Here is a 23352-nt window from a genome sequence, read left to right as displayed (position 1 = left end):
AAAAAACAGCCTCGATTGACGAGGCTGTTTTTGGCGCTAACCGGTGAGAACTATTCACCCTTGGGATAAAATACCTGCCCTTCTTGGGCCATCACGGTCAGACGCTCACAAGGTGCAAATCGTTCACCGTAACGATTCTGGTGCTCGTTGAGCAAGTTGACCACACGGTCAATGCCGATATGATCCATATAACGGAAAGGGCCGCCCAAGAACGGCGGGAAGCCGATACCAAAGATCGCCCCAATATCGCCGTCTCGTGCTGAGCGAATGACGCCTTCATCGAGGCACCGTGCTGCTTCGTTAAGCATCATCAATACGCAGCGCTGCGCCACTTCGTGGCCGGAAAGCTTGGCACCAAGGGTAATATTGAGCAAGCTATAAACTTTCTTATCCACCTGCTTACCCTTACTGCCTTTTTTGCTTGCATCGTAGCGATAAAACCCTTTGCCTGTTTTACGCCCTTTCCGGTCGTCATTCAGCAACACATCGAAGACATCCGGCGCTTCAAAACGCTCTCCCAGCTCTTGCGTCAAGATAGGTGCTATCTTAGCGCCAATATCAATGCCCACCTCATCAAGTAAGGTGATTGGCCCGACAGGGAAGCCAAAGTCCAATAGCGCGGTGTCGATATGCTCAATGCTTTCTCCTGCCAACAACACACGCGCAGCCTCATTCATATAAGGGGCAAGGATCCGGTTGACGTAAAAGCCCGCGCTATCACCGACTACAATCGGCGTTTTACCTTGCTGGCGCGCCAGCTTAACCACAGTCGAAATCGTCTGATCACTGGTGTTTTTGTGAGGAATCACCTCCACCAGCGGCATTTTTTCTACGGGGCTAAAATAGTGCAAGCCCACAATGTTTTCCGGGCGCTGGCTACCTTCGGCGATTTGGTAGATAGGCAATGACGACGTATTAGTGGCAAAAATAGCATCTTTATCTGTGATTGACTCGACCTCTTCCACCATACGGTGTTTCAGTGACAAATCTTCAAATACCGCCTCAATCACCACATCCGAGTTAGATAAAGTCGTCGCCTGTGTATCACCCGATAGCTTCATCATGGTCGCTTGCAGCTCGGCCTTGCTAAGCTGTTTACGCTTACGTTTTTTGTCCAGCAGTTGGTAGCTATAACGCAGGGCATTCAAAATGCCATCTTCACTCACATCTTTCACGCGTACCGGGTAACCCGCTTTTGCGACCGAGACATGGGCAATCCCCGCGCCCATCAAGCCACCGCCAAGCACGCCAATACGACTGATATCGCTGGGCTCAGCATCGGCGCCGTTTTCTTTTTTCATCGCGGTGGTGGCGAAAAAGATACTGCGTAGTGCCTTAGACTCCGAGGTCATCACCAGCTCACCAAACTGGCGCGCTTCTTCCTCAAATCCGGCTTTCAAACCTTTATCGAGTCCCTTTTTCACCACCGATAAAATGGCATCGGCGGCAGGGTAATTACCACGAGTCTTCGCTCGTGCTTTTTTGCCCGCTTGATCAAAGACGATGTTACGCCCAACCGCATTCCCACTCAGCATCCAGCTTTGCCAGCTGCGGTTGCGTTTTGGTTTCGACTTTTGCGCGAGATGCTCGGCCACGTCGAGCAAAACGGTATCTGGCACACAGTCATCCACCACACCAAGCTTTTTCGCTTTTTTGGCGCGTAACTGTTTGCCGGTTAGCATCATATCGAGTGCGTCAGGCACACCGATAAGGCGAGGGAGTCGCTGTGTCCCGCCCGACCCTGGCAACAAGCCTAGTTGTACTTCTGGCAGGCCAAGACGGGTTTTCTCCCAATCTGTGGCCACACGGCTGTGACAGGCAAGCGCGAGCTCCAGCCCACCACCTAGGCAAGGGCCATGAATGGCTGCCACCACGTGAAATGGAAGCTTTTCAATGCGTGAAAACAGAGCCTGACCTTGCGCGGCAATATCGCGGGCTTGCTCGGCGCTGTCACAGGCTTCGAGCATACGCACGTCTGCACCGGCCACAAAGTTATCTGGCTTACCCGAGTGAATCACTAGCCCTTTCACGCTTTTATCGTTTTCGAGTCGATCTAAAACCGCGGAAACGCCCTCAACAAAGCTTGCCTGTAGCGTATTCATGCTCTCGCCCGGCACATCAATGGTCAGCCAGGCTATTTGGTTATCAGCAACCGTTAAATGAAAGGCTTGATGGGTTTCTGTGGTCATTATTCTGCCTCCAAGATCATTGCTGCGCCTAGGCCGCCTGCTGCACAGGCTGTGTTCAATGCTAAACCACCGCCGCGACGTTTTAATTCACGTAAAGTTTGGGTGATCATCCGCGCGCCTGTCGCGGCAAATGGGTGACCGTAGGCTATAGAGCCCCCTAACACGTTAAATTTATCCATATCAATGTCACCAATCGCGCGGTCACGATTTAAATGCTCACGAGCAAACGTATCAGAGGCGAACATTTTCACATTGGATAAGGTTTGCGCGGCGAACGCCTCGTGCATATCAATCAAGGTTAAGTCCGCAAGAGAAATCCCCGCACGATCAAGCGCAAGTGGTGTGGCGTAAGAAGGGCCCATTAGCATGTCTTTTTCCACCCCGATGGCGGAGAACGCATAGGAGCGAATGTAACCGAGCACCTCAAGACCCAATGCTTTCGCGCGACTTTCTGGCATCATCAGTACCGCCGCAGCCCCGTCGGTCAGCGGCGTGCTATTGGCTGCCGTCACCGAGCCATGTTTGCGATCGAACGCGGGGCGTAGTTTGGCGTAGTCAGCAAGCGTGGAGTCTGGGCGCAAATTATTGTCTTGTGCAATCCAGGCTTTGTAGGGTTCGGGATAGGCGGTCATCACTTCATCACTCAGTAAGCCTTCATCCCAGGCTTTACTGGCTAATTGATGAGAACGAAGTGCCAATGCATCCTGCTCTTCCCGTGGGATCTGATGCGATTTTGCCATTTGCTCAGCGGTTTGCCCCATGCTCAGCCCCGTCGAATATTCGGCAACAGCGGGCGGAACCGGCGCCAGATCTTTTACTGACAGTTTACTGAGCAGCTTTAACCGCTTACTCATTGTTTTTGCTTTGCTTAAATCCAATAAGGTTCGCGCGAGCTTTTTGCTAACGCCGATGGGTAATACGGATGATGAATCCGCGCCACCAGCAATACCCACTTGAATATTGCCCGCGACCATACTCTCTGCCACATTGGCGACCGCTTGAAAGCTGGTGGCACAAGCACGCGTGACACTGTAGGCATCGGTGTGAATATCCATGCCGGTACCCAGCACAATTTCACGAGCAATGTTGGGCGCTTCAGGCATTTGCACCACCTGCCCAAACACCACTTGATCGATATCTGTCGGGGAAATACGGCTTCGGTTGAGCATCTCTTGCACCACCATTTTGCCGAGATCGACCGCGGGCACATCTGTATAAGCGGTTGATTGACGGGCAAAGGGGGTGCGTAGCCCAGACACAATAGCAATGCGATCACCATTGCTGGTTTTGAGGTGTTGCTGAGACGTCATCACTGCTCCTTAGGATGTTCTACAGGTCTGACCACGATTGTAACTAAATTGTTATCGGCTTAAAACATCCGTTTTCGTTGATTGGTGAGATTGCCAACAAGCGCACAATTCAACAAGTCATGCGTCGACCGTGTTTTTTACAGCAAGCAGAGAAAACCGCATAAAAAAAAGGGGCTACACGCTAGCGTGAGCCCCAAAAATATTGGAAAGCAAAACGATAATCTGGGATGTGTGCAGTGCTTTTCCCCGCACCCAGATCCGAACAGAAAGTCATATCATTCAAAAAGGAAACGCCGTTCACTCAACCTCACGAGTGTCGACACATGGCCGATAACGACAGGAACCACTGTACCGATTTGCTGGAGGGTAATATTGAAACAGATCAAACTTGTGCCCTTTTTTCACCTAAGATGAAATAAAATGACAAATCACTCGGTCTCTATAGGCTGATGCAACCCATGGATAAAGGCTCATCTGGTATGACCCGACAAGCACGATACGAGGCATTGGTGCGCGCGTGGCATCGAGACCTCTACCGCTATGCCTATTGGCTGGCAAAAGATCCGCATATCGCGGAAGATTTGGTGCAAGATACCTGCTTACGCGCTTGGCGCGCTTTGGACAGCCTCCAAGACGACAAGGCCGCTAAGGCCTGGTTAATCACAATTTTGCGCCGAGAAAACGCTAGACGCTTTGAACGCAAGCAGCTTGAGCACGTCGATATCGACGATGGCGATCTAGAAGACAAAACCCGTCCCAGTGAAGAGGCATCCATGGAGCAACGCTGGTTACACAGGCAAATTGCCGCGTTAGCGCCGGAGTATCGTGAACCCTTGGTATTGCAAGTGATTGCTGGTTTTAGCGGTGAAGAAATCGCCCAAATCTTGGATCTAAACAAAAACACCGTGATGACACGCCTTTTTCGCGCCCGCGCACAGCTAAAAGAAGCACTGGATACCGCCGCAACCTCAGGAGGCCAACAGTATGGACGATCTTGAATTTCGCCGCCGTCTACTTGCAGACCCTTACGACACCGACCCTGAGTTGCAAGCCGCCAAAAACGAGTCCGCCAGCCATCAAAGTTATGCGGAGGACATCGCCGAGCTGGATAGCAAAATTGACCAAGCACTGCGCGTCGATGTACCTGAAGAGTTGGCCGATAAAATTTTGTTCTCGCAAACCACCGATGTGGAGCAACGAGTCAAACGCCCTCGCTGGCATCTTGCCATCGCCGCCTCCATTGCCTTTGTGTTTGGCATCGCACTCGGTCAATTTAACTGGGGCAGTGCCACGCTGGACCTCAACCAAACGGCATTAGCACACTATTATCATGAGCACGCCTTTATCGAAGGTATTAACGAGGGGGCGACTATTGAGCAAGTCAATGCCAAGTTGCAGCCGTTTGGCAAGGCCTTTAATGCGCTCCCCGGCCAGGTCACTTATATCAACCATTGTAGTTTTGGTGATCAACATGCTTTACACATGGTGATGGAGAGTAATGGGCAAGCCTATACAGTGTTTGTCGTTCCATCTGCTAGCCAAGCACCTGCGCAAAAAAGTGACGGCAAAATGCAAGCCGTCAGCCGCCCAGTACAATCGGCGAGCGTGATCGTGGTCGGCGAGGCAAACGGCGCCGCCCCCCCCATCGCCGAGCAACTGCAACAGCAGCTTACCCCCAAAGCTATTTAACCAAGTGTGTGCGCCCTTTCGACGGACAGAGAGGGCGCGTGACACAATGTCCTTTATTACCAACAACGTTGTATCCTGCTAGTGATTACAAGTGTTCGCTGAATTCAGCCTTCGTCGCTTAAATCCCCACCATCAAAACAGATAAAAACACCAATAAACTAATTTTTATCATTTTATTATTTTGTTTTTACCCTTTAGCGTAGCGATAAATTGATTTACGCACGCGAGCTTTTACTCTAGGCCTCCCTTTATACAGCGAACAAGTAAGCAGATGAAAAATAATAAGATCGTTTACCTTGCCGTCGCCACCGCGCTCGGCTCTCTTTCCACGACCGCACACAGTGCCGGTTTTCAGCTCGCAGAAACCTCAGCAACCGGCCTTGGCCGAGCCTTCGCAGGGGAAGCGGCAATGGCGGATAACGCCAGTGCGCAATTTCGTAACCCCGCGCTATTAAGCTATCTTTCCGATACGCAAGTATCAGCCGGTGGCATCTACGTAAACCCTAACGTCGATATTGATGGGACGAACACAAACATCGCGAATGGTAAAAAGACTACAACGTCAACCGATGATGTCGCTCATGATGCCGTGATCCCTAATTTCTATTTTTCCCATCAAATCGACGATCGCTTTACCGCTGGCTTAGCCTTAGCAACCAACTTTGGCATGGAAACCGATTTGGGCGACGATTTTACCGGTACCCAGTTTGGTAACGAAGCGGCGGTGACTACCTTTGAAATCAACCCTAATATCGCTTGGAAAGCCACCGAGCAATTACGCCTCGGCGCCGGTATCCGCTATGTGTTGGGGGAAGGGAGCATTGGAGCCAAAAGTAGTAAAGACTCTCAACTACCTTCCAACGCAGGCGCACTTGCTGGCAGCCCTGTTCCCGCCCACAGCACTCTGAAATACATGGAAGGCGATGACCGTGCTTGGGGTTGGCAATTGGGTGCCGTGTACGACATTAATGACAAGCACCGGGTCGGCGTTAACTATCGCTCTGAAGTAAACCTGACATTAGATGGGCATGCAGAAGGGCTAACTTACAACCTAGCAGCGATTCAAAAAGGTCAACTTGCTGGAGCAGATTATCTGAGTGACAACCACTATTCAGGCAGTATGGATCTCACCCTGCCCGCTACCGCAGAGCTCTCGTCGTTGCATCAACTGACTGAGCAGTGGGCGGTACACACCAGCATTAACTGGACCGAGTGGAGCAGCTTTGACAAACTCGAGGCGAATATTCCCTCCCTTTCTAGCGATCCAAAGATGGTGAAAGTGGAAAACTGGGAAGATAACTACCGCTTTGCCATCGGCACCACCTACCAGTGGGATCAAAAACTGACATTGCGCTCAGGCGTTGCCTATGACACGTCGGCGGTAAGCGATAAAAACCGTACCCTGACCATCCCAGAGACTGACCGGACGTGGTTGAGCGTGGGCGCTGGCTATAACTTGACACCCAAGCTCACGCTGGATGCGGCATTCACTTATGTGTTTGCCAAAGATGCCCCGGTAAAAGAACCACGTGATGGTATTGAGTCCGATCAGTCAGGCTCAGCGTTTGGTGGTAACTTTGAAGGCGAAACCACCGGTAATGTGTGGTTAGTCGGCGTGCAAGCCAGCTATCGTTTCTAAGCATCACGCCTTATCTAACAAAAACACCACGGCTTTGGCCGTGGTGTTTTTTATCGCGTTTTACCTAACTCGCTTACGCTGATTTACGGTGCAGCATCGATATCATCGATAAAGTCATCGAGAAACTCATCATCCAAAGCGGGTTGTTGCTCCAGTGCCTCATCCCCTTTAGCACGATAGCGACGGTTTTGCAGGTAAGCCTCACGTGCAAACGCGTAGGGGTCCGGCGAGTTATCCAATTGCGACTCCTGAGACACTAACGCGGCGCGCGACTCCATCCCATCAAACATCCATTTTAAAACCGACTGCGGCAGGGTAAGTAACGCAAGCGGTGGGTATAAGCCATCGACCACTTCCCCTGCGCCCTCTCGCACCGAGGTAGGGCCATAGCCAGGCAGCATAATATACGCGCCGGTCCCGACATCATAATGCCCCATGGCGTCACCAAACTCACGTTGATCGTATTGTTGAATATTGGCGTCCGAGGCAATATCAATTAAGCCACCCAAGCCAAACAAAGTGTTAATCCAAAAACGGTTAAAGTGGGTGGCGGCTTTTTCGCCCTCCAACATAAGCAAACTATTCAAAAAGCTGGCCGGCTCTTCAAGGTTACCTAAAAAGTTGGAAATACCTGTACGCACAGGGCTTGGTACATAATCGACATACGCAATCGAAACAGGACGTGCCACATAGGGATCAAGATAGTCATAATTAACCGTCCACATGGCGCGGTTGAACCCTTCTAACGGATCGTCCGGATGAGGCTCAGCCCCTGGTGGCCGCGACGCACACCCTGACAATAGACCTAATACCACGGCCATCAAACATAGGCGTTTCCACATCAAATGAGATTCCTCTCTACGATTAAAGGCTGGACATGCCCAGCCTTGGTAACAAATTCGACTATTTTGTCTTGGTTATTGTCTTTTGTCGATAACCAGTTCAACGTCCTCGCCTAACGCCACAGGTTCACTGATACCGACCCAGTCACCTTGCTTGGTAGTCACATTACCATCACGATCGATACGCGCCTTAATCACTACATTATTTAGTGATGAGAGCGCCTGTGACGGATTAAGGCTGTCTGTATCCGCCAACGCTACCGAGAGGGGAAATTTAGACAGTGGTAAACGCCTGGCTGCTATCGGCATCGCTGCATCAACCGATGCATGGGCAGAAATGATCACGACCCCCTGATCGGGGAGTTCAACTTGCTTACCCAGTTTGACGGTAATGCCAACGTTAGCCCCTTCGGCACTATTCAGCGCCAGCTTAGCACGAGAAATCGATTGATCGAGTGTTTGATTACGCGGGTCTTCCTTGCCAATCAAGGTTTTCATCGCCTCCCAGGTAGCCATCGCGTCCTGGTAACGTGCTTGTTCAAACGCCTGATACGCCAGTAACGACATCGCTTGTAAGTTAAAAGGATCCGATTTAACCACTGACTGTAATAACGATTGAGCTCGGGCACTTTCAGCCTCGTCCCCCGCAAACAACAGCGCTTGGGCTAACCCCACTTGGATCTCTGGGCGAGATGGCGACAGTGCGTACGCTTTTTCCATCGCCCCTTTGGCAGTTTCGCCATCACGGTTGGCCAGACCAATTCGTCCCAGTAACAACCAGCCAGTGCTGTCTTGCGGATCATGTTGCAAGCGCGTACGCAATGCCAAGGTTAAGTCTTGCATCTCTTGCTGAGTTAGCGGCTGTTCATTGTCCAGCAAGCGCGTTGACAATGCGGGTAGCTGTTTGGCGGTTTGCTGCCATTGTGCAACCTGCTCCGCACTGCCTTCAATGCCATATAATCCAAAGCTCACCACCGCGAGAACGATAAGCCCCGGCACCCATTGCATCGGCGTTAAACGCAAGTGACGCGCCTGTTTAGCTTTTTCTTTTTCGGGAATATCATCTAGCAAGGATTGTTGTAAATCCTGCGTTAAGTCCCGCTCGTTATCAATCAGCCCTTCGGCACTCTCTGACTGAATTTCTTCAACCCGGTCATAGTAAAAAGCTTTGTTGAGTGCATCACGGCTGGCTTGATGGTCGTGGTCGCTTTTTTGCCAAAGGGGCCAAAGAAACATCACCGCGCCAAGGACAAATAACACCAAGGTGGCGCCCCAAAACTCAATCATTTTGGCTCCTTATTTTGTTCTTTTTCTGCGTACTCGGATGACGTCGATTGCTCGGAGGGCGACAATAACGCATCCAGTCGTTGTTGCTCTTCACGGCTGAGTTCGTCGTTGAGGGTTTGCTTCGCTCGTCGGCTACGGACAATAACAAAACCAATACCTGACATCAGTACCAAAGCCGGAGCGAGCCATAAAATGACGGTGGATGCTGTCAACGGCGGATTATAAGTCACAAAGTTGCCATAACGAGCCACCATAAAGCTTCGAATTTCATCATCACTACGCCCTTGTTGCAGCATTTGATGGACCTTCTGGCGCAAGTCTTGGGCTAATTCTGCATTAGAATCTGCAATACTGTTATTTTGGCATTTAGGACAACGTAACTCACTGGTCAGAGTACGGAAACGCGCCTCCTGCTCTGCCGACTCAAACTGATACACATCAATCGCATTAGCCAATGCCAGGGAGGCACTGACACACAGCAAGCAGAACATCATGATCCGTTTCATGATCCAGCCTCCTTCAGTGCGTCGAACTTGGGCTTGAGAGTTTGTTCCCAATTACGTGCATTCACATCACCCACATGTCTGTACTGAATGATGCCATTGGCATCAATCAAAAAGGTTTCAGGAGCACCATAAACGCCCAAATCCAGCCCTAACATGCCATCGCCATCGTATAAACTAATCTGATATGGGTTGCCGAGGTTATTCAGCCACTTAATCGCCTTTTCACGATCATCTTTATAGTTAAGCCCGATAATTTTAACCCCTTGCGATGCCAGTTTATTTAAAAACTGATGCTCCGCATAACAGGTAGGACACCAGGTCGCCCATACATTTAGCAATAAGGGCTCACCATTAAAAATGGCTTGATCATAGACCTTGCCCGGCGTTTGTAGATCCTCAAGATGAAACGCTGGCACCGGCTTTCCCACCAACACGGATTCAAGCTTGGTTGGATCATCTCCCTGCGCATTCTTATCGAGCTGCGCGACAAAAAAACCGGCCAGGACAGCAAACGCGAACAACGGTAAAAACCAAAATAACTTCTTCACCCTTTTACTCCCTGTGTCGTGCTCGATAGCTTAGGCTTACGACGAAACCGATACCGTTTGTCACTAATCGCCAACGCACCGCCTAGTGCCATCACGATCGCGCCAAACCAGATCCAGCGGACAAAAGGTTTGTAGTAAAGCCGCATTGCCCAAGAACCATCCGGTAACTCTTCACCCATGGCGATGTAGAGATCACGGGTTAACCCCCGATCAATGGTCGCCTCTGTCATCATCGAGCGCTGAACCGAGTAAAAGCGTTTTTCCGCCTCCAAATGATTAATAAACGTGTCCCCTCGGTACACATCAAATGAAGCGACATAGCCTTGATAGTTAGGACCTGGCTTTTCAGACAGATCGGTGAAGTTAAAAGTATACCCTTGCAGTGTCACACTGCTTCCTGGCGCCATTTTAACATCGCGCTCAATATCGTAGTTTTCCACCATCGCCACGCCAATAATGGTAATGGCCAAACCTATATGCCCGAGTACCATGGCCCAGTGGCTGCGCCCCAGTTTCTTGATCCCCACACTGAATGGATGGCGATGAGTCGCACGCAGGTGGAGCTCATAGCCATGCAAGAAGGTAATCCAAAGTGCCATGGTCACGCCCATCGCAGCCATGGCTTTAAAACTATCAGCCAGTATCGCTATCGCTCCGATACCGAGCGCTACGGAGGCTATGCCACTCACGAGCATGGGTTTGATGAGCGTCGAGAGCTTGTCACGCTTCCAGCGGATCAAAGGACCGATCCCCAAGAAAAAGGCAAACGGTAGCATTAGCCACGCGAATAGAAAGTTAAAGAAAGGCTCTCCAATGGACACCGAACCAAGGCCAATTTGCTTATGGACGAGTGGTAAGAGGGTCCCTATTAGGACAATCACCAGCGCGGTCATCAGTAACGTATTGTTCACCAATAGCGCATTCTCGCGCGAGATAAGCGAAACCTTACTGCGTCCTCGGATCTCTGACGCACGGAGGGCATACAGCAGTAACGACCCTCCGATCACCACGACAAGAAACCCAAGAATAAAGAGACCTCTTGCCGGATCGGAAGCAAACGAATGCACCGAGACCAAGACACCTGAGCGCACGAGGAAGGTCCCTAATAAGCTCAGTGAAAAGGCCGATATGGCTAATAACACCGTCCAGGCTTTAAAGGTGCCACGTTTTTCAGTTACCGCCAATGAGTGCATTAACGCCGTGCCTGCTAGCCATGGCATAAATGACGCATTCTCGACGGGATCCCAGAACCACCAGCCACCCCAGCCGAGTTCATAGTAGGCCCACCAAGACCCAAGGGCGATGCCAAGTGTCAAGAACAGCCAAGCGGCAGTCGTCCAAGGGCGAGACCAACGAGCCCATGCGGTATCGAGTCGTCCCGCCAACAAAGAGCCAATGGCAAACGCAAAGGCCACCGAGAAACCGACATAGCCCATATACAGTATCGGCGGATGAACAATTAATCCTGGATCTTGAAGCAGAGGGTTCAAATCACGCCCATCGACGGGAAAGTATGGCAACGTACGATCAAACGGATTCGACGTGAGGATAATAAAGAGCAAAAAGCCCACTGAAATCATCCCCATGACAGCGAGCACTCGCGCCACCGATGAAAGTGGCATGCCACGGCTGAATAAAGCAACCGCAACTGTCCATAAGGCTTGAATCAGAACCCAAAGTAACAGCGATCCTTCATGCGCGCCCCACACCGCAGTCAGTCGGTAATACCAAGGCAAGGCACTGTTAGAGTTACTCGCCACATAGGCAACAGTAAAATCGTTGGTATAAAAAGCCCAACTGAGCGCAAAAAAAGAAAAAAGCAGCATGGCAAACATACCCACGGAGAGAGGGCGTGCCATTTTCATCATTCCTTCATGCCCTTTGCTTGCACCATAGAGAGGATAAAAACTTAAAAGCAGCGCCAGTCCTAGCGCGAGAATTAACGCATAGTGCCCGAGCTCAACAATCATAACTGACTACCTTGCTTTTGCTCTTCGGTGTATTCAAGCGGCTGATGATTTTTTTCCATCGCCTCGGCAATTTCTGGTGGCATGTATTCTTCATCGTGTTTTGCTAATACTTCACTCGCTCTGACCGTGCGTGAATCAACCAAAACCCCTTGCGCAACGATCCCTTGCCCTTCGCGGAAAAGATCGGGCAATATCCCTTCATAGGTGACGGTAACAGCTGGCCCCACATCCGCAACATCAAACTGAATAAGCAAAGACTCTTGGTCTCGATCAACCGAGCCCTCCACCACCATACCGCCAATGCGTAGGCGCTGACCAACCGTAGGCTTACTTCCATCGGGCTTGCCTTGCACAATCTCTGTTGGGGTATAGAACAGGTCCATATTTTGGTTGAGGGCATAAATAACCAACCCTACAGTAGTGGAGACACCCAATAGCAAAGCTAAGGTAATCCACAATCGTTTCTTACGTCGGGGCGTCATAACGTATTCTCCAATGCTTGTGCCTCTTTTATTCGCTGCTCACGCATGATTTGTTGTTTGACGGCTAGCAGGCGTTGCTTGTGCGTACGGTGATAAACAATACTTAGCGCAACCATTGTGGCGGCCGTGATACCAAAAGCACTCCAGACATAACCGGCATACCCCCCCATTGCCCAAAATGCACTAAAACTCTCAAAATACATCATTGATCCTCCGCCAACGCACGTACCCAAGGCCGGTGAGATTCCCGTAACAAAATTTGATTACGTAATCCCATTAATGTGAGTGTGATAAAAAAACAGGCGAAACCGAGCAGGCAGACCAATAGTGGCCAGAGCATACCCGGATCAATAGACGGCCGAGCGAATTTGGTGATCGAAGCCCCTTGATGCAGGGTGTTCCACCACTCGACAGAGAAATGAATGATCGGGAGGTTAATCACACCTACCATTGCCAAGATCCCCGCAGCTTGCGAGGCAGTTCGGGCATCGTCGAACGCGTTATAAAGTGCGATCACACCGATGTAAAGGAATAGCAAAATCAGCTCAGATGTGAGCCGGGCATCCCATACCCACCAAGCGCCCCACATTGGCTTACCCCAAATGGCACCGGTCACGAGGGCAATAAAGGTAAACACAGCGCCGACAGGTGCGATCGCTCCAACGGCCCAATCAGCCATTTTCATTTGCCACACACGACCAACGAAAGCGGCAATCGCCATCGACATATACGCCCCCATCGACCAAATCGCGGCGGGGACATGAATGTAGATAATGCGAAAACTATCGCCTTGTTGATAATCCGCGGGCGCGAACGCCAGCCCCCAAATATTTCCAACGACTAAGCTAAGCCCAGCAAGCACGGCAAACCATGGGATCAGTGTCCCACAGAGACGGTAACTTACTTCAGGCTTTGCGTAAGGGTGAAGCCACTTCCACATGACAATTGCTCTACTTCCTGATTAATTATTAGTTCACGCTCACACGTAACGCGGCGGCGATAGCAAAGGGGGCCAGTGTGACCGACCCCACCAGCATGGCACCAAGAATGGCCAGCTGACCACTGATGTCTGCACCGAATGCCGCCATATCAATCGCCGAGGTAGCAAAAATCAGTACAGGGATATAAAGAGGGAGGATCAACAAGCTCAACAACACTCCCCCTTTACGTAAACCAACGGTCAGCGCCACGCCTATCGCACCGACAAAGCTTAGTGTCGGCGTACCGAGTAATAAGGTCAGCACCACGGCTTGATAGCTGGCCCCATCCAATGACAGCAACAGCGCTAGTACCGGGCTGACGAGTAACAAAGGCAATCCCGTTAATAACCAGTGGGCGATCACTTTCGCTATCACGAGTAAAGGCAAGGGCACTGGCATCAGCATCATTTGCTCCAACGAACCATCAAGGTAATCGTCGCGAAAAAGCCGTTCTAATGACAATAAAGCGGATAGCAACGCCGCCACCCAGATCACACCTGGGGCAATTTTCTGTAATAATTGAGGCTCTGGTCCTATCCCTAACGGAAATAAGGTGATCGCGATAATAAAGAACCATAATGGGTTCAGGCTATCTGCGGGCTGACGAAAGGCGACCTTAAGCTCTCGACGAACCGTCAACCACATGGCTTGGATCATTGCGCCCCCAAACGAATACGACGAAGCAAAGGGTGATCAATAAACATATCTTGGTGTGTGGTAAACAACACAATGCCGCCTTGCTTCACATGTCGCTCAAACACCGCTTCCAGTACCTTGACGCCTTGTTTATCTATTGCAGTCAACGGCTCATCTAAAATCCACAGACGACGATCACTCAGCCATAAACGTGCGAGAGCGACTCGTCGGTTTTGACCTGCGGATAACTGCCCAGCGGGAATATCTTCGCGCCCCGCTAATCCGACCTTCGCCAATGCATGCCAAATAGCGTCATGCGCATAATGACCATGCATCTGCATAGAGTGAGAGAGATTTTCAAACGCAGTGAGTTCGCGCTTCACCCCTGTGGTATGCCCCAAAAAGAGTAGATCGCGATAAAAGGCATCGCGCTGTTGGGTGATCACCTGTTGCTGCCAACAGACCTCGCCACGATCAGCTAACCCCAAGCCAGCGATGATACGTAATAACGTGGTTTTACCTGCCCCGTTCGGACCTTCAATTTGAACGAGCTCCCCCGGAGACAGAGAGAATGTCAGCGCATCAAACAACACTCGATCATCCCGAACACAGCTAAGCTGTTTCACTTCCAACATGACAAATGTTGCATCCTGCTTTGTGTTACAAAAGTGGACGCATAGTACCACAATGGTCAAAATGACTGTTAGTTACCATAGGGTTGCAAAGTGTGACTCGCGTAAATAATTGTGAGAAACCATGAAGATTGGGCCAACGAATTTACAACAATGGATAGGAAAGCCAGCATTGCTGGCGACGCCACCGCTTAATCAGATAGATGGCCGAGCCCTAACTCAGGCACAATTTACCTTATTAACACCACAGACCTCAGCCTCGCTATCTGGCGTATTAGCACAGTTGCATCTGCTGCCCGCACTTAATGCCACCATGAATCAACAACCTGCGACGACACAGGCACTGATGCAATCGTTACTCTCACTTTGGACTCTGCCTATGGGGGCTACGCAGAAAAGTCCACACCCAGACAAAATCGCAGACTGGTTATCGCAACGGCCCGCTGATAAGTTACTCGCAACTCTGCTACGCCAATGGTTAGTACCGCAATCCGACGGTGAGGGGATTAAGGGTGCGCTACGCTTAATGGCTGAGCAGCGGGTAGCAGAATCATCGCGGCCCGGCGAATGGCAATGGGTTCTCCCCTTTTCCGATCCCCAGCTCCCTCCCATTCGGGTGAATGCGCGTAAACAGGGAGAGCAAGGTCCATCCGCCGCCACATCGTCTCTTCGCTGGCAAGTTAGGCTGTATTTACCGGTTGGCTCGCAGTTCATCCGCGCAGATATTGACTTATCAGAGAGTGATAGAGAGCTCACCTTAACCGCGCCAACGACCTCATTGCAGAAACGTATTCACCAAACCATTGATTGGCTCAACGAGCGGCTGGCAAATCAAGCGATTGCTTTGAATATCACCATCAGTGACAAGATAGACGATACAGCACCAAACACGACGAATGTGTCATCGGGCACCAGCATTTCTGTGAGGGTTTAGCAATGAAAGATGAAAAGCGCGCCATGGCACTGGGATACGATGGCTATAATACGCCAACAGTGAAAGCGAAAGCGACCGATCGGCTAGCGCATGAGTTGATTAACGCATTGAGTGAACAAGGATGCTTAATCCATGAAGACGCTTATTTACTCGCATGGCTTGAACGACTTGAAACAGGAGATGAAATCCCACCGATTCTCTATCAAGTCATTGCCGAGCTTATTGCTTACGCATGGGTTTTAGAAGGGAAAACCCCACCAGGCTGGCAGGGACATAAATCGATTGATACCCAAGTTTGAGCCTAACGCTGCTGGTTGGCCGCTTGGCGTTTACGGAGGTTAAGTAATAGCTCGGCCTCGGCTTTAGGCAGATCACATTCTTGCATGAGCTCATCCACATCAGCGCCAAGCTCAACCATTTTACTGGCGCGGCTATACAAGCGACTCCCCGAATCTTGCATTTCAAGCTCTACGTGTTTATCCAGTAACTCATCAACGCTGGAGGATAAATCCGCTAACTTTTTCCCCATCCCCATACTGCCAGCTCGTAATTCATTAAACTGCTTAGCAAGGCTGTCATGGCGTTGGCGCGCACTTTTGAGCACTGTTTCCATCGCTTGAAGCTTGTTTTCTAGCCGTAGCCTAGCACGCTTTTCCGCGCGAAGACGCCACAAAGCGACGATGGCAAACACCACCGTCACAGCAACAGGCGACCAAGTCAACAGAAGCTCAATCATTACAGCATTGCCATCTCATTCCACTCTTCATCGGTCAAGAGTTTGTTGAGATCAACCAAGATAAGTAGCTCCCCATTGCGGTTACTCACACCTTGGATAAATTTAGCGCTTTCTTCAGTGCCGACGCTTGGTGTGGTATCAATCTCTGATGTTTTTAGATATACCACTTCTGCGACGCTATCGACCATAATACCGATAACTTGGGTTTCAGCTTCAATAACGATCACGCGAGTATTGTCGGTCACATCAGTAGACGCTAAACCAAAGCGAGAACGCGTGTCTATCACTGTCACCACATTACCACGTAGATTAATGATACCTAAGACATAGTCAGGGGCGCCTGGTACCGGGGCGATTTCGGTATAACGCAATACCTCACGCACCTGCATTACATTAATGCCGTAGGTTTCTTCTTCAAGCTGAAAAGTAACCCACTGCAACACCTCGTCATTGACGCCTTCTTTTTTAATTTCAGCTACCTGAGACATTGATTTTCCTCTTTACGCGCTGTGTAACTAGTTATTACGCCATCGCTTTGGCGTCAATCCCCTGATTTAACATAGCAATAAATGCTTGAACATGGATCAGAGCACACATTTTCTCTTTTACCATGCCCGCTAGCCATGGCCGCTTCCCTGATTGTTTTCGCCAGCGAACCGCTTTCCCACTGAGCGCTTGTGTGCCTAAAAGCTGGTCACATGCCAGCCCCCATTTGCTATCGCCCAGTATCACAATATAATTATAGTCGTCCCTATGCTGATTATCTGCCAGTTTTTCTGGCATCACCCAGCGGGCCGTATCGACAACATCAAGCTGTTGCTGCTTTTCTGTCTGTAACCCTAGATACCAATCTGGACGACCGATCAAACGATTACACTCGCCAAGTTGATGAATACCGCCTAGCTCTGCGAGCGGTACCGCATAGGTAACGCCCATACTTTCGAAAAATAATACCTGAAATTCCGCCTCAGTTTCAGTATTTTCCCACTGAGTCGGGGGGATCTCTTCGCCCGCTTGCGTTTCAGGCTCGACCTTCACATCGGTTTGCTGCTCGTCGTCAATCTCGATAGTTTCTTCAACATGCGCGTCTAAATCGGGCGCCGAAGTACTAACGTCAGCATCTTCCATGGGTGGCTCAACTTGCGCCTCGGTCTCAAAAACAGCTTCAGCCGCGGGGTTAGCCTCTTCCACCGCTATATCGTCTTGAACATCGAGACCCCAGTCCGCCATGCTATCGACATCGGTCTTGAGATCAACGTCATCTTCAGTAACAAACTCTTCTTTAGTGACAAACTCTTCTTTTGTCTCGGCTTGCGCTTCAAGCTCTGCTTCTTCATCCACCTTGAGTTGAGCCAATAAGCGCTCAACCTCAGCGAGATCGCGTTCAGGCTCGGCGTAAACCACAGGATCAGGCGTCGCTGGCGCAACGATAGGCTTGGGCTGCAACCGCGGTTTTGTTGGTGAATTGCTATCGATCAGCGATGCAGACGACACCCGCGTCGAGCCGAGATCGGGCGAAGCTGATTGTTCAACGCTTTCCGAACTGTCACCGAAGTCATCCAGTAAGGCTTCAAAATAGTCATCAAGCGCCTGACCACTGGAGAGGGTGTTATGCTTGTTCATCCTGTTCCAGTCGCTCCAAATAGGTTAATAGCGTTTTATAAGCGAAGACACCACGGCAATTTTTTGCATAGAAGGATGCAGGCATATGTTTTAGACTTGCATCTCTGAACTTGGTGTCAATCGGCACTGCCGAGGCCCATACTTGATCACTATAGCGAATTTTCAACTCTTGCAGTGTCTCCAGCGAAGCACGTGTTCGCTTATCGTACATTGTAGGAATAATGGTCAGTTTAAAGTTGGAGCTACGAGATTTTTGCATAATTTGCAACGTACGCATCATTCGCTCCAGTCCTTTCATCGCCAAGAACTCAGTTTGTACAGGGATCAGTACCCGATGACTCGCTGCTAACGCATTCACCATCATTACCCCCAGTATCGGTGGGCAATCGATCAGCACGTAGTCGTAATCATCCGCAAGTGCATCTAGGGCTTTTTTTAATACCAGCCCCATACCGCCACGGTTGCCCATCACTCTATCAAGCGTCGCCAACGACATATGCGCTGGAATCAAATCCATATTTTCAAACTGTGTCTTAACAATGAGTGGTTTTACCGTGTCTTCATTAACGGTTTGTAACTGAAACAAATCAAACAAACTGGCCGGAAGGTGCTCCGAATCGAAATTTAAGTACGTGGATAGTGAGGCGTGCGGATCCGTATCCACTAGCAGAACACGTTTCTTACGCTCGCTAATCAATCCTGCTAATGTCACCGTGGTTGTTGTCTTACCAACACCGCCCTTTTGATTGGCGATACTCCAGACTATCAAGCCCCGCTCCTTATTTTAAATTCAGCTCAACCAGTATGCGTTCTGCGATCCGATCAAGCGGCAAGTCTTCCGATGAGATTCCTGCTTTTGCAACGGCTTGTGGCATGCCATAAACAACGCAGCTATCTTCATCTTGCGCCCAAATAGTCGCACCTGCACTTTTAAGCATACGAGCCCCTTCTCGACCATCGGCCCCCATCCCCGTCAGCACCATGGATAGAACTTTATCACCATAGACTTTCGCGGCTGAACCAAATGTCACATCCACACAAGGTTTGTAATTCATTCGCTCGCCGCCATCGAGAATTTTCAGCCGTGCGGCATTCGGTCGGCCATCCAGCATCATTTGCATCCCACCTGGCGCCAGGTAGGCGTGACCCGGTTTAAGTACATCACCATCTTTTGCCTCAACAACCGTAATTTTACTGAGGCCATTAAGACGCTGAGCAAATGCGGCAGTAAAGGTAGCCGGCATGTGCTGGATCAATATAATAGGTAGCGGAAAATTCGCCGGCAGCTTGGTGAGTACCTTTTGCAAAGCAACAGGGCCACCCGTTGAGGTCCCGATAGCCATTAATTGGTAACGCTTCCCCGTCGCTGAAAATCGTGCGGGGGCTTTCGATGGCGTCGTCGTACCCGTTGCTGGCTTTAATGCTGAACGAGCAGGTGCACGCACACCACCAGCAGGTGAGGCAACGTTCCCAGAAGCCGCTTCCGGAGAAGGACGCGTGGCACGACGGAGAACAGGACGCTTACGCGCAATCTCAAGCACTCGCTGTTGAAGTAAGCTCGTCGCCTCGTCACGGTTTCGGGCGATGTCTTCAAACTTTTTCGGAAGGAAGTCTAATGCCCCGGCTTCGAGCGCGTCTAAGGTCGCTTTTGCGCCATCATGCGTCAATGATGAAAACATCAAAATTGGAGTTGGCGTTTGCGCCATTATCTGGCGCACCGCAGAAATACCATCTAACACTGGCATTTCAACATCCATAGTGATGACGTCTGGCTTAAGTTGAGCGGTTTTTTCAACCGCCTCTTTGCCATTCACTGCACTATCAATGACCTCCATTCTCGGATCGGCATTGATGATTTCACTAACACGGCGACGGAAGAAGCTGGAGTCATCTACCACCAATACTTTTACTGCCATGGGCGTCCTTTTATCAAATTAACCTGCGTAATGTTTCAACAGGTTGGGCACATCGAGGATTAACGCAATATGGCCATCACTGGTAATCGTTGCGCCTGCCATACCTGGCGTACCCTGAAGTAATTCGTCAAGTGGCTTGATGACCACTTCCTCTTGACCAAATAGGGTGTCCACGACAAAGGCGATACGTTGGTGAGCAATTTGCACAATCACCACATGTCCTTTGGTTTTATCGATATCGGTTGACCCTTTACATAGCCAGTCTTGCAGGAAGAACAATGGGATTGCTTTATCCCGGACGATCAAAGTGAGCTGCCCATCCACCGTGTTAGTTCGGGACATATCTAAGCTGATAATTTCACTCACATTAGAAAGCGGGAAGGCAAATGGGTTGCTTCCAATACCAACCATCAAGGTTGGCAGTATCGCCAGCGTCAACGGCACTTTAATCTCTAACACCGTGCCTCGACCCAACTCAGAATCGATATTAACCGACCCGTTTAGCTTGGTGATGCCGGTTTTAACCACATCCATCCCCACCCCACGGCCGGAAATATCAGACACTTCGGTTTTCGTCGAGAACCCTGGTGCAAAAATCAGGTTATACGCTTCGCTGTTCGTCAAGCGAGCGGCCGCTTCAGCATCCATGACCCCACGTTCAACCGCGATACTCTTTAATTTCTCAGCATCCATACCACCACCGTCATCGGCAATGGTCAGGAGTATATGATCCCCTTCCTGAGACGCTTTCAAGGTGATCGTCCCGACCCGTGGCTTACCGGCTTTTTCTCGCTCATCCGGCATTTCGATACCATGGTCAACAGAGTTACGCACCAAGTGGACCATAGGGTCAGCTAACGCTTCGACCAAGTTTTTATCAAGGTCGGTTTCTTCCCCTTGCATCTCAAGGACAATTTCTTTTTTCAAGCTACGCGATAAATCGCGCACCACTCGGGGAAAACGACCAAATACTTTTTTGATAGGCTGCATGCGCGTTTTCATTACCGCGCCTTGTAGATCCGCGGTCACCACATCCAAATTAGTTACCGCTTTCGCCATGCTCTCATCATTGCTACTTTGACCAAGACTGACGAGTCGGTTACGCACCAATACAAGCTCACCAACCATGTTCATGATGCCATCAAGCGTTGATGTATTTACACGGACGGTTTGCTCCTGCTGTGGTGCAGCAGGTGGTTTCTTTTCAGGCGCTTTTTCTGTTGTCGCAGGGGCTTTCCCTCCAGCCCCAGCACTGTTGGGCGTACTCGCTTTGGCCGGTGCTGGCTTGCTCGCTTTTTTAGCCGGGGCGGCAGGTTCAGATTTAGGCTGAGGCTTGGCTTGAGCATCGACCTTATCGGCATCCGCTTTCGCCTTTTCCGCTTCAATGGCCGGCCCTTTCCCTTTACCGTGGAGGTCATCCAGTAGCTTTTCAAATTCATCATCATCGATAAAATCATCACCACCGGAAGATGCTGACGTCTCTGACGGAGAGTTACTAGGCGCAGGCTCTACAGCCGATGGTTGCGTAGCCGCTGGACCGTTGCCTGAACCATGCAGATCATCTAACAGCTTCTCGAATTCATCATCGGTGATATCGCCACTATCCGCTTCAGTGCTTTCTACAACCTCTGGCTTTTCGGCCGCTTGGTCCTCTAACTCCGTTGGGGCTTTCCCTTTACCATGGAGCTGGTCGAGCAGCTTATCAAATTCATCTTGTGTTATTTCATCAACTGACTCACCGCTTATCGCGCCAGTATCTTGTCCAGACACATCGCTTTCAGGTTCTGACTCTGAAGCCGGCTCTGGCTCTGGTTCTGGCTCTGGTTCTACGGGCGTTTCTTCATCTTCACTCGCAGGCTTCGCATAACGGTGTAAGGCCTCGAGGAGCGCACCATCGGCAGGTACGGGTTCTTCGTTATTTTGCACCGCTGAAAACTGAGCATTGACCGTGTCCAACGCCTGCAAAATGGTATCCATTACATCTGAAGTCACCTCTCGTCCATGATTACGCAAGTTATCAAAGACGTTTTCAGCACCGTGACACGTATCAACTAAGGCATTGAGGCCAAGAAACCCCGCGCCCCCTTTCACTGTGTGAAAGCCGCGGAAGATACTATTCAGCAAGTCAGCGTCATCAGGGGCACGTTCCAAATCGACCAGCTGCTCAGACATCTGCTCGAGGATCTCTCCTGCTTCAATCAAAAAGTCCTGAAGGATTTCTTCATCCATCTCAAAGCTCATAGCGCACCTCTAAAAACCCAAACTCGATAATAAGTCGTCAACATCATCTTGGTTATGAACAACGTCATCACGCTCTTCAGGATGAATTACCGGCCCCTCTGGGGCTGACTTATCGGTGGTATCCTCTGATTTCGTTAGCGACGCAGACTCTCTCTCAGCGCTATCCATGCCAAAGGCGGTTAATATTTCTACCAGTTGTTGTTCAACCTCTTGCACCAATTCAATGACGCGTCGAATCACTTGACCGGTTAAGTCTTGGAAATCTTGTGCCATCAGAATTTCCGTTAGGTGGGCGTGAAGTTCCGTCGCGCCCCCCTCGACTTGCGTCAATAATTCATCGATGTTGTGACATAAAGATTTGAACTCATCTAAGGCGATCTCACCGCGCATCAGACCGTTCCAATTTGGCCGAACTGCTTGTAGATTCTCTTGCAACTCACTCGCGATCGGCATGGTTCGTTCTACCGAATCCATGGTCTTATTGGCGGCCAATTCCGTTTTTTCCATCACGTAGGTCAGCCGATCACGCGCATCAGGGATATCAACATTCGCCAAATCACTCACTCTGGGATCCAAACGAAAATCAGCAATGGAATCGTGTAATTGGCGGGTCAGCTTTCCCACTTCATTAAATAGTGGGTCGCGCGCTTCTTTCGCTATCTCGGTCAGAAGCGTGTTAGCGTTATCTTGCTCTCCACTTTCAAGATACGCGACCAATTGTTTCGCTTGGTCCAGATTGATCATGGCGGTTCCTTCTACTGTGCGCTTAGTGAGTTACATACGCTCGAAAATTTTATCGAGCTTTTCTTTCAACGTAGCGGCAGTAAAAGGTTTAACAATGTAACCGTTCACGCCAGCTTGCGCGGCTTCTACAATTTGCTCGCGTTTCGCTTCGGCAGTGATCATCAATACAGGCAGGTGCTTTAGATCACCGTCTTTACGGATCTCTTTGAGCAGATCAATTCCCTGCATACCAGGCATATTCCAATCGGTCACGACAAAATCAATACCGCCTTTTTTGAGGATTGGCAGCGCAGTTAAGCCGTCATCCGCTTCAACGGTATTGTTGAAACCTAAGTCACGAAGAAGATTCTTTACGATACGGCGCATTGTTGAAAAATCATCAACAACGAGAATTTTCATGTTTTTATCCAAGGTTGCCTCCGGTGAGGTCTCGTTTTATTGTCGAAAC

At 50.2% G+C, this 23352-nt stretch carries 25 protein-coding genes; 5 read left to right on the top strand and 20 right to left on the bottom strand.

All coding sequences use genetic code 11. The features are described from left to right. Positions 1–50: 50 nt before the first annotated feature. Positions 51–2189: a fatty acid oxidation complex subunit alpha FadJ gene (fadJ, locus tag BUQ98_RS01425; protein ID WP_074212164.1), complete on the bottom strand. Its 2139-nt coding sequence runs from the start codon at positions 2187–2189 to the stop codon at positions 51–53. Continuing rightward, complete coding sequence (gene fadI, locus BUQ98_RS01420; RefSeq protein WP_074212163.1) at positions 2189–3499, bottom strand: acetyl-CoA C-acyltransferase FadI; 1311 nt, start codon at positions 3497–3499, stop codon at positions 2189–2191. Before fadI ends, fadJ begins: the two co-directional genes overlap by 1 nt. Positions 3500–3978: 479 nt before the next feature. Between fadI and BUQ98_RS01415 the strand changes: the two genes are divergently transcribed. From BUQ98_RS01415 to BUQ98_RS01405, 3 genes are all read left to right on the top strand, one after another. After that, positions 3979–4497, top strand: a complete 519-nt coding sequence (locus tag BUQ98_RS01415) for a sigma-70 family RNA polymerase sigma factor (RefSeq protein ID WP_254813859.1) — start codon at positions 3979–3981, stop codon at positions 4495–4497. After that, a complete protein-coding gene (locus BUQ98_RS01410; protein ID WP_074212161.1) occupies positions 4484–5188 on the top strand; it encodes a DUF3379 family protein in 705 nt (234 codons plus the stop codon). The genes BUQ98_RS01415 and BUQ98_RS01410 overlap by 14 nt, the downstream gene beginning before the upstream one ends. Positions 5189–5459: 271 nt before the next feature. Further along, positions 5460–6827: an outer membrane protein transport protein gene (locus tag BUQ98_RS01405; RefSeq protein ID WP_074212160.1), complete on the top strand. Its 1368-nt coding sequence runs from the start codon at positions 5460–5462 to the stop codon at positions 6825–6827. Positions 6828–6910: 83 nt separating this feature from the next. Here the strand turns inward: BUQ98_RS01405 and BUQ98_RS01400 are convergent, their stop codons facing one another. From BUQ98_RS01400 to ccmA, 10 genes are all read right to left on the bottom strand, one after another. Beyond that, entirely contained in the window at positions 6911–7669 is a 759-nt protein-coding gene (locus BUQ98_RS01400; protein ID WP_074212159.1) for an MlaA family lipoprotein, read from the bottom strand. Positions 7670–7744: 75 nt separating this feature from the next. After that, positions 7745–8956, bottom strand: a complete 1212-nt coding sequence (ccmI, locus tag BUQ98_RS01395; RefSeq protein ID WP_074212158.1) for a c-type cytochrome biogenesis protein CcmI — start codon at positions 8954–8956, stop codon at positions 7745–7747. After that, the gene (locus BUQ98_RS01390; protein ID WP_083605162.1) at positions 8953–9462 is read right to left on the bottom strand and encodes a cytochrome c-type biogenesis protein; all 510 of its coding nucleotides are present in this window, start codon (positions 9460–9462) and stop codon (positions 8953–8955) included. Before BUQ98_RS01390 ends, ccmI begins: the two co-directional genes overlap by 4 nt. Further along, positions 9459–10010: a DsbE family thiol:disulfide interchange protein gene (locus BUQ98_RS01385; RefSeq protein ID WP_074212157.1), complete on the bottom strand. Its 552-nt coding sequence runs from the start codon at positions 10008–10010 to the stop codon at positions 9459–9461. The genes BUQ98_RS01390 and BUQ98_RS01385 overlap by 4 nt, the downstream gene beginning before the upstream one ends. After that, on the bottom strand, positions 10007–11980 hold the full coding sequence (locus tag BUQ98_RS01380) for a heme lyase CcmF/NrfE family subunit (protein ID WP_074212156.1): 1974 nt from the start codon (positions 11978–11980) through the stop codon (positions 10007–10009). Before BUQ98_RS01380 ends, BUQ98_RS01385 begins: the two co-directional genes overlap by 4 nt. Further along, positions 11977–12462, bottom strand: a complete 486-nt coding sequence (gene ccmE, locus BUQ98_RS01375) for a cytochrome c maturation protein CcmE (protein WP_074212155.1) — start codon at positions 12460–12462, stop codon at positions 11977–11979. The genes BUQ98_RS01380 and ccmE overlap by 4 nt, the downstream gene beginning before the upstream one ends. Further along, complete coding sequence (gene ccmD, locus BUQ98_RS01370) at positions 12459–12665, bottom strand: heme exporter protein CcmD (protein ID WP_074212154.1); 207 nt, start codon at positions 12663–12665, stop codon at positions 12459–12461. Before ccmD ends, ccmE begins: the two co-directional genes overlap by 4 nt. Then, positions 12665–13402, bottom strand: coding sequence for a heme ABC transporter permease (locus BUQ98_RS01365; protein WP_074212153.1), 738 nt, complete (start codon positions 13400–13402; stop codon positions 12665–12667). Before BUQ98_RS01365 ends, ccmD begins: the two co-directional genes overlap by 1 nt. Before the next feature lie 28 nt (positions 13403–13430). After that, the gene (gene ccmB / locus BUQ98_RS01360; RefSeq protein WP_074212152.1) at positions 13431–14099 is read right to left on the bottom strand and encodes a heme exporter protein CcmB; all 669 of its coding nucleotides are present in this window, start codon (positions 14097–14099) and stop codon (positions 13431–13433) included. After that, a complete protein-coding gene (gene ccmA, locus BUQ98_RS01355; RefSeq protein ID WP_074212151.1) occupies positions 14096–14713 on the bottom strand; it encodes a cytochrome c biogenesis heme-transporting ATPase CcmA in 618 nt (205 codons plus the stop codon). Before ccmA ends, ccmB begins: the two co-directional genes overlap by 4 nt. Before the next feature lie 121 nt (positions 14714–14834). On the opposite strand from ccmA, the gene BUQ98_RS01350 reads away from it, so the two are divergent. Then, positions 14835–15644 carry a hypothetical protein gene (locus BUQ98_RS01350; RefSeq protein ID WP_074212150.1) on the top strand — a complete coding sequence of 270 codons (810 nt, stop codon included), beginning with the start codon at positions 14835–14837 and terminating at the stop codon, positions 15642–15644. Positions 15645–15646: 2 nt separating this feature from the next. Further along, positions 15647–15943 (top strand): EscU/YscU/HrcU family type III secretion system export apparatus switch protein, encoded by a 297-nt coding sequence (locus BUQ98_RS01345; RefSeq protein ID WP_074212149.1) that lies wholly within the window; start codon positions 15647–15649, stop codon positions 15941–15943. A 2-nt stretch (positions 15944–15945) separates the two neighbouring features. On the opposite strand, the gene BUQ98_RS01340 is transcribed toward BUQ98_RS01345, so the two are convergent. The 8 genes from BUQ98_RS01340 to cheY are packed head-to-tail and all read right to left on the bottom strand — an operon-like array spanning position 15946 to position 23303. Beyond that, the gene (locus tag BUQ98_RS01340; protein WP_074212148.1) at positions 15946–16380 is read right to left on the bottom strand and encodes a DUF2802 domain-containing protein; all 435 of its coding nucleotides are present in this window, start codon (positions 16378–16380) and stop codon (positions 15946–15948) included. Then, positions 16380–16868, bottom strand: a complete 489-nt coding sequence (locus tag BUQ98_RS01335; protein WP_074212147.1) for a chemotaxis protein CheW — start codon at positions 16866–16868, stop codon at positions 16380–16382. The genes BUQ98_RS01340 and BUQ98_RS01335 overlap by 1 nt, the downstream gene beginning before the upstream one ends. Before the next feature lie 34 nt (positions 16869–16902). After that, on the bottom strand, positions 16903–18003 hold the full coding sequence (locus BUQ98_RS01330) for a chemotaxis protein CheW (protein ID WP_074212146.1): 1101 nt from the start codon (positions 18001–18003) through the stop codon (positions 16903–16905). Then, entirely contained in the window at positions 17990–18772 is a 783-nt protein-coding gene (locus BUQ98_RS01325; RefSeq protein WP_074212145.1) for a ParA family protein, read from the bottom strand. Before BUQ98_RS01325 ends, BUQ98_RS01330 begins: the two co-directional genes overlap by 14 nt. 10 nt (positions 18773–18782) lie before the next feature. Beyond that, the gene (locus tag BUQ98_RS01320; protein WP_074212144.1) at positions 18783–19919 is read right to left on the bottom strand and encodes a protein-glutamate methylesterase/protein-glutamine glutaminase; all 1137 of its coding nucleotides are present in this window, start codon (positions 19917–19919) and stop codon (positions 18783–18785) included. 18 nt (positions 19920–19937) lie between these two features. Continuing rightward, positions 19938–22160, bottom strand: a complete 2223-nt coding sequence (locus BUQ98_RS01315) for a chemotaxis protein CheA (protein WP_074212143.1) — start codon at positions 22158–22160, stop codon at positions 19938–19940. Positions 22161–22169: 9 nt separating this feature from the next. Next, positions 22170–22904 (bottom strand): protein phosphatase CheZ, encoded by a 735-nt coding sequence (locus BUQ98_RS01310; RefSeq protein WP_074212142.1) that lies wholly within the window; start codon positions 22902–22904, stop codon positions 22170–22172. A 30-nt stretch (positions 22905–22934) separates the two neighbouring features. Continuing rightward, complete coding sequence (cheY, locus tag BUQ98_RS01305) at positions 22935–23303, bottom strand: chemotaxis response regulator CheY (RefSeq protein ID WP_046074931.1); 369 nt, start codon at positions 23301–23303, stop codon at positions 22935–22937. Positions 23304–23352: the final 49 nt, after the last annotated feature.

The sequence above is a fragment of the Salinivibrio sp. ES.052 genome (assembly GCF_900141775.1).
Taxonomy (GTDB): Bacteria; Pseudomonadota; Gammaproteobacteria; order Enterobacterales; family Vibrionaceae; genus Salinivibrio.
This window is presented reverse-complemented; position numbering and strand designations above follow the sequence as displayed.

Bases quoted from the DNA above. Each gene is read 5' to 3' on its own strand.
- ccmB (WP_074212152.1), bottom strand. From the start codon at position 14,099: ATGATCCAAGCCATGTGGTTGACGGTTCGTCGAGAGCTTAAGGTCGCC.
- BUQ98_RS01340 (WP_074212148.1), bottom strand. From the start codon at position 16,380: ATGATTGAGCTTCTGTTGACTTGGTCGCCTGTTGCTGTGACGGTGGTG.
- BUQ98_RS01405 (WP_074212160.1), top strand. From the start codon at position 5,460: ATGAAAAATAATAAGATCGTTTACCTTGCCGTCGCCACCGCGCTCGGC.
- BUQ98_RS01365 (WP_074212153.1), bottom strand. From the start codon at position 13,402: ATGTGGAAGTGGCTTCACCCTTACGCAAAGCCTGAAGTAAGTTACCGT.
- BUQ98_RS01315 (WP_074212143.1), bottom strand. From the start codon at position 22,160: ATGAGCTTTGAGATGGATGAAGAAATCCTTCAGGACTTTTTGATTGAA.
- BUQ98_RS01310 (WP_074212142.1), bottom strand. From the start codon at position 22,904: ATGATCAATCTGGACCAAGCGAAACAATTGGTCGCGTATCTTGAAAGT.
- BUQ98_RS01345 (WP_074212149.1), top strand. From the start codon at position 15,647: ATGAAAGATGAAAAGCGCGCCATGGCACTGGGATACGATGGCTATAAT.
- BUQ98_RS01415 (WP_254813859.1), top strand. From the start codon at position 3,979: ATGACCCGACAAGCACGATACGAGGCATTGGTGCGCGCGTGGCATCGA.
- ccmA (WP_074212151.1), bottom strand. From the start codon at position 14,713: ATGTTGGAAGTGAAACAGCTTAGCTGTGTTCGGGATGATCGAGTGTTG.
- BUQ98_RS01320 (WP_074212144.1), bottom strand. From the start codon at position 19,919: ATGGCAGTAAAAGTATTGGTGGTAGATGACTCCAGCTTCTTCCGTCGC.
- BUQ98_RS01350 (WP_074212150.1), top strand. From the start codon at position 14,835: ATGAAGATTGGGCCAACGAATTTACAACAATGGATAGGAAAGCCAGCA.
- ccmE (WP_074212155.1), bottom strand. From the start codon at position 12,462: ATGACGCCCCGACGTAAGAAACGATTGTGGATTACCTTAGCTTTGCTA.
- ccmI (WP_074212158.1), bottom strand. From the start codon at position 8,956: ATGATTGAGTTTTGGGGCGCCACCTTGGTGTTATTTGTCCTTGGCGCG.
- ccmD (WP_074212154.1), bottom strand. From the start codon at position 12,665: ATGTATTTTGAGAGTTTTAGTGCATTTTGGGCAATGGGGGGGTATGCC.
- BUQ98_RS01380 (WP_074212156.1), bottom strand. From the start codon at position 11,980: ATGATTGTTGAGCTCGGGCACTATGCGTTAATTCTCGCGCTAGGACTG.
- BUQ98_RS01335 (WP_074212147.1), bottom strand. From the start codon at position 16,868: ATGTCTCAGGTAGCTGAAATTAAAAAAGAAGGCGTCAATGACGAGGTG.
- BUQ98_RS01330 (WP_074212146.1), bottom strand. From the start codon at position 18,003: ATGAACAAGCATAACACCCTCTCCAGTGGTCAGGCGCTTGATGACTAT.
- BUQ98_RS01400 (WP_074212159.1), bottom strand. From the start codon at position 7,669: ATGTGGAAACGCCTATGTTTGATGGCCGTGGTATTAGGTCTATTGTCA.
- fadJ (WP_074212164.1), bottom strand. From the start codon at position 2,189: ATGACCACAGAAACCCATCAAGCCTTTCATTTAACGGTTGCTGATAAC.
- fadI (WP_074212163.1), bottom strand. From the start codon at position 3,499: ATGACGTCTCAGCAACACCTCAAAACCAGCAATGGTGATCGCATTGCT.
- BUQ98_RS01410 (WP_074212161.1), top strand. From the start codon at position 4,484: ATGGACGATCTTGAATTTCGCCGCCGTCTACTTGCAGACCCTTACGAC.
- BUQ98_RS01390 (WP_083605162.1), bottom strand. From the start codon at position 9,462: ATGAAACGGATCATGATGTTCTGCTTGCTGTGTGTCAGTGCCTCCCTG.
- cheY (WP_046074931.1), bottom strand. From the start codon at position 23,303: ATGAAAATTCTCGTTGTTGATGATTTTTCAACAATGCGCCGTATCGTA.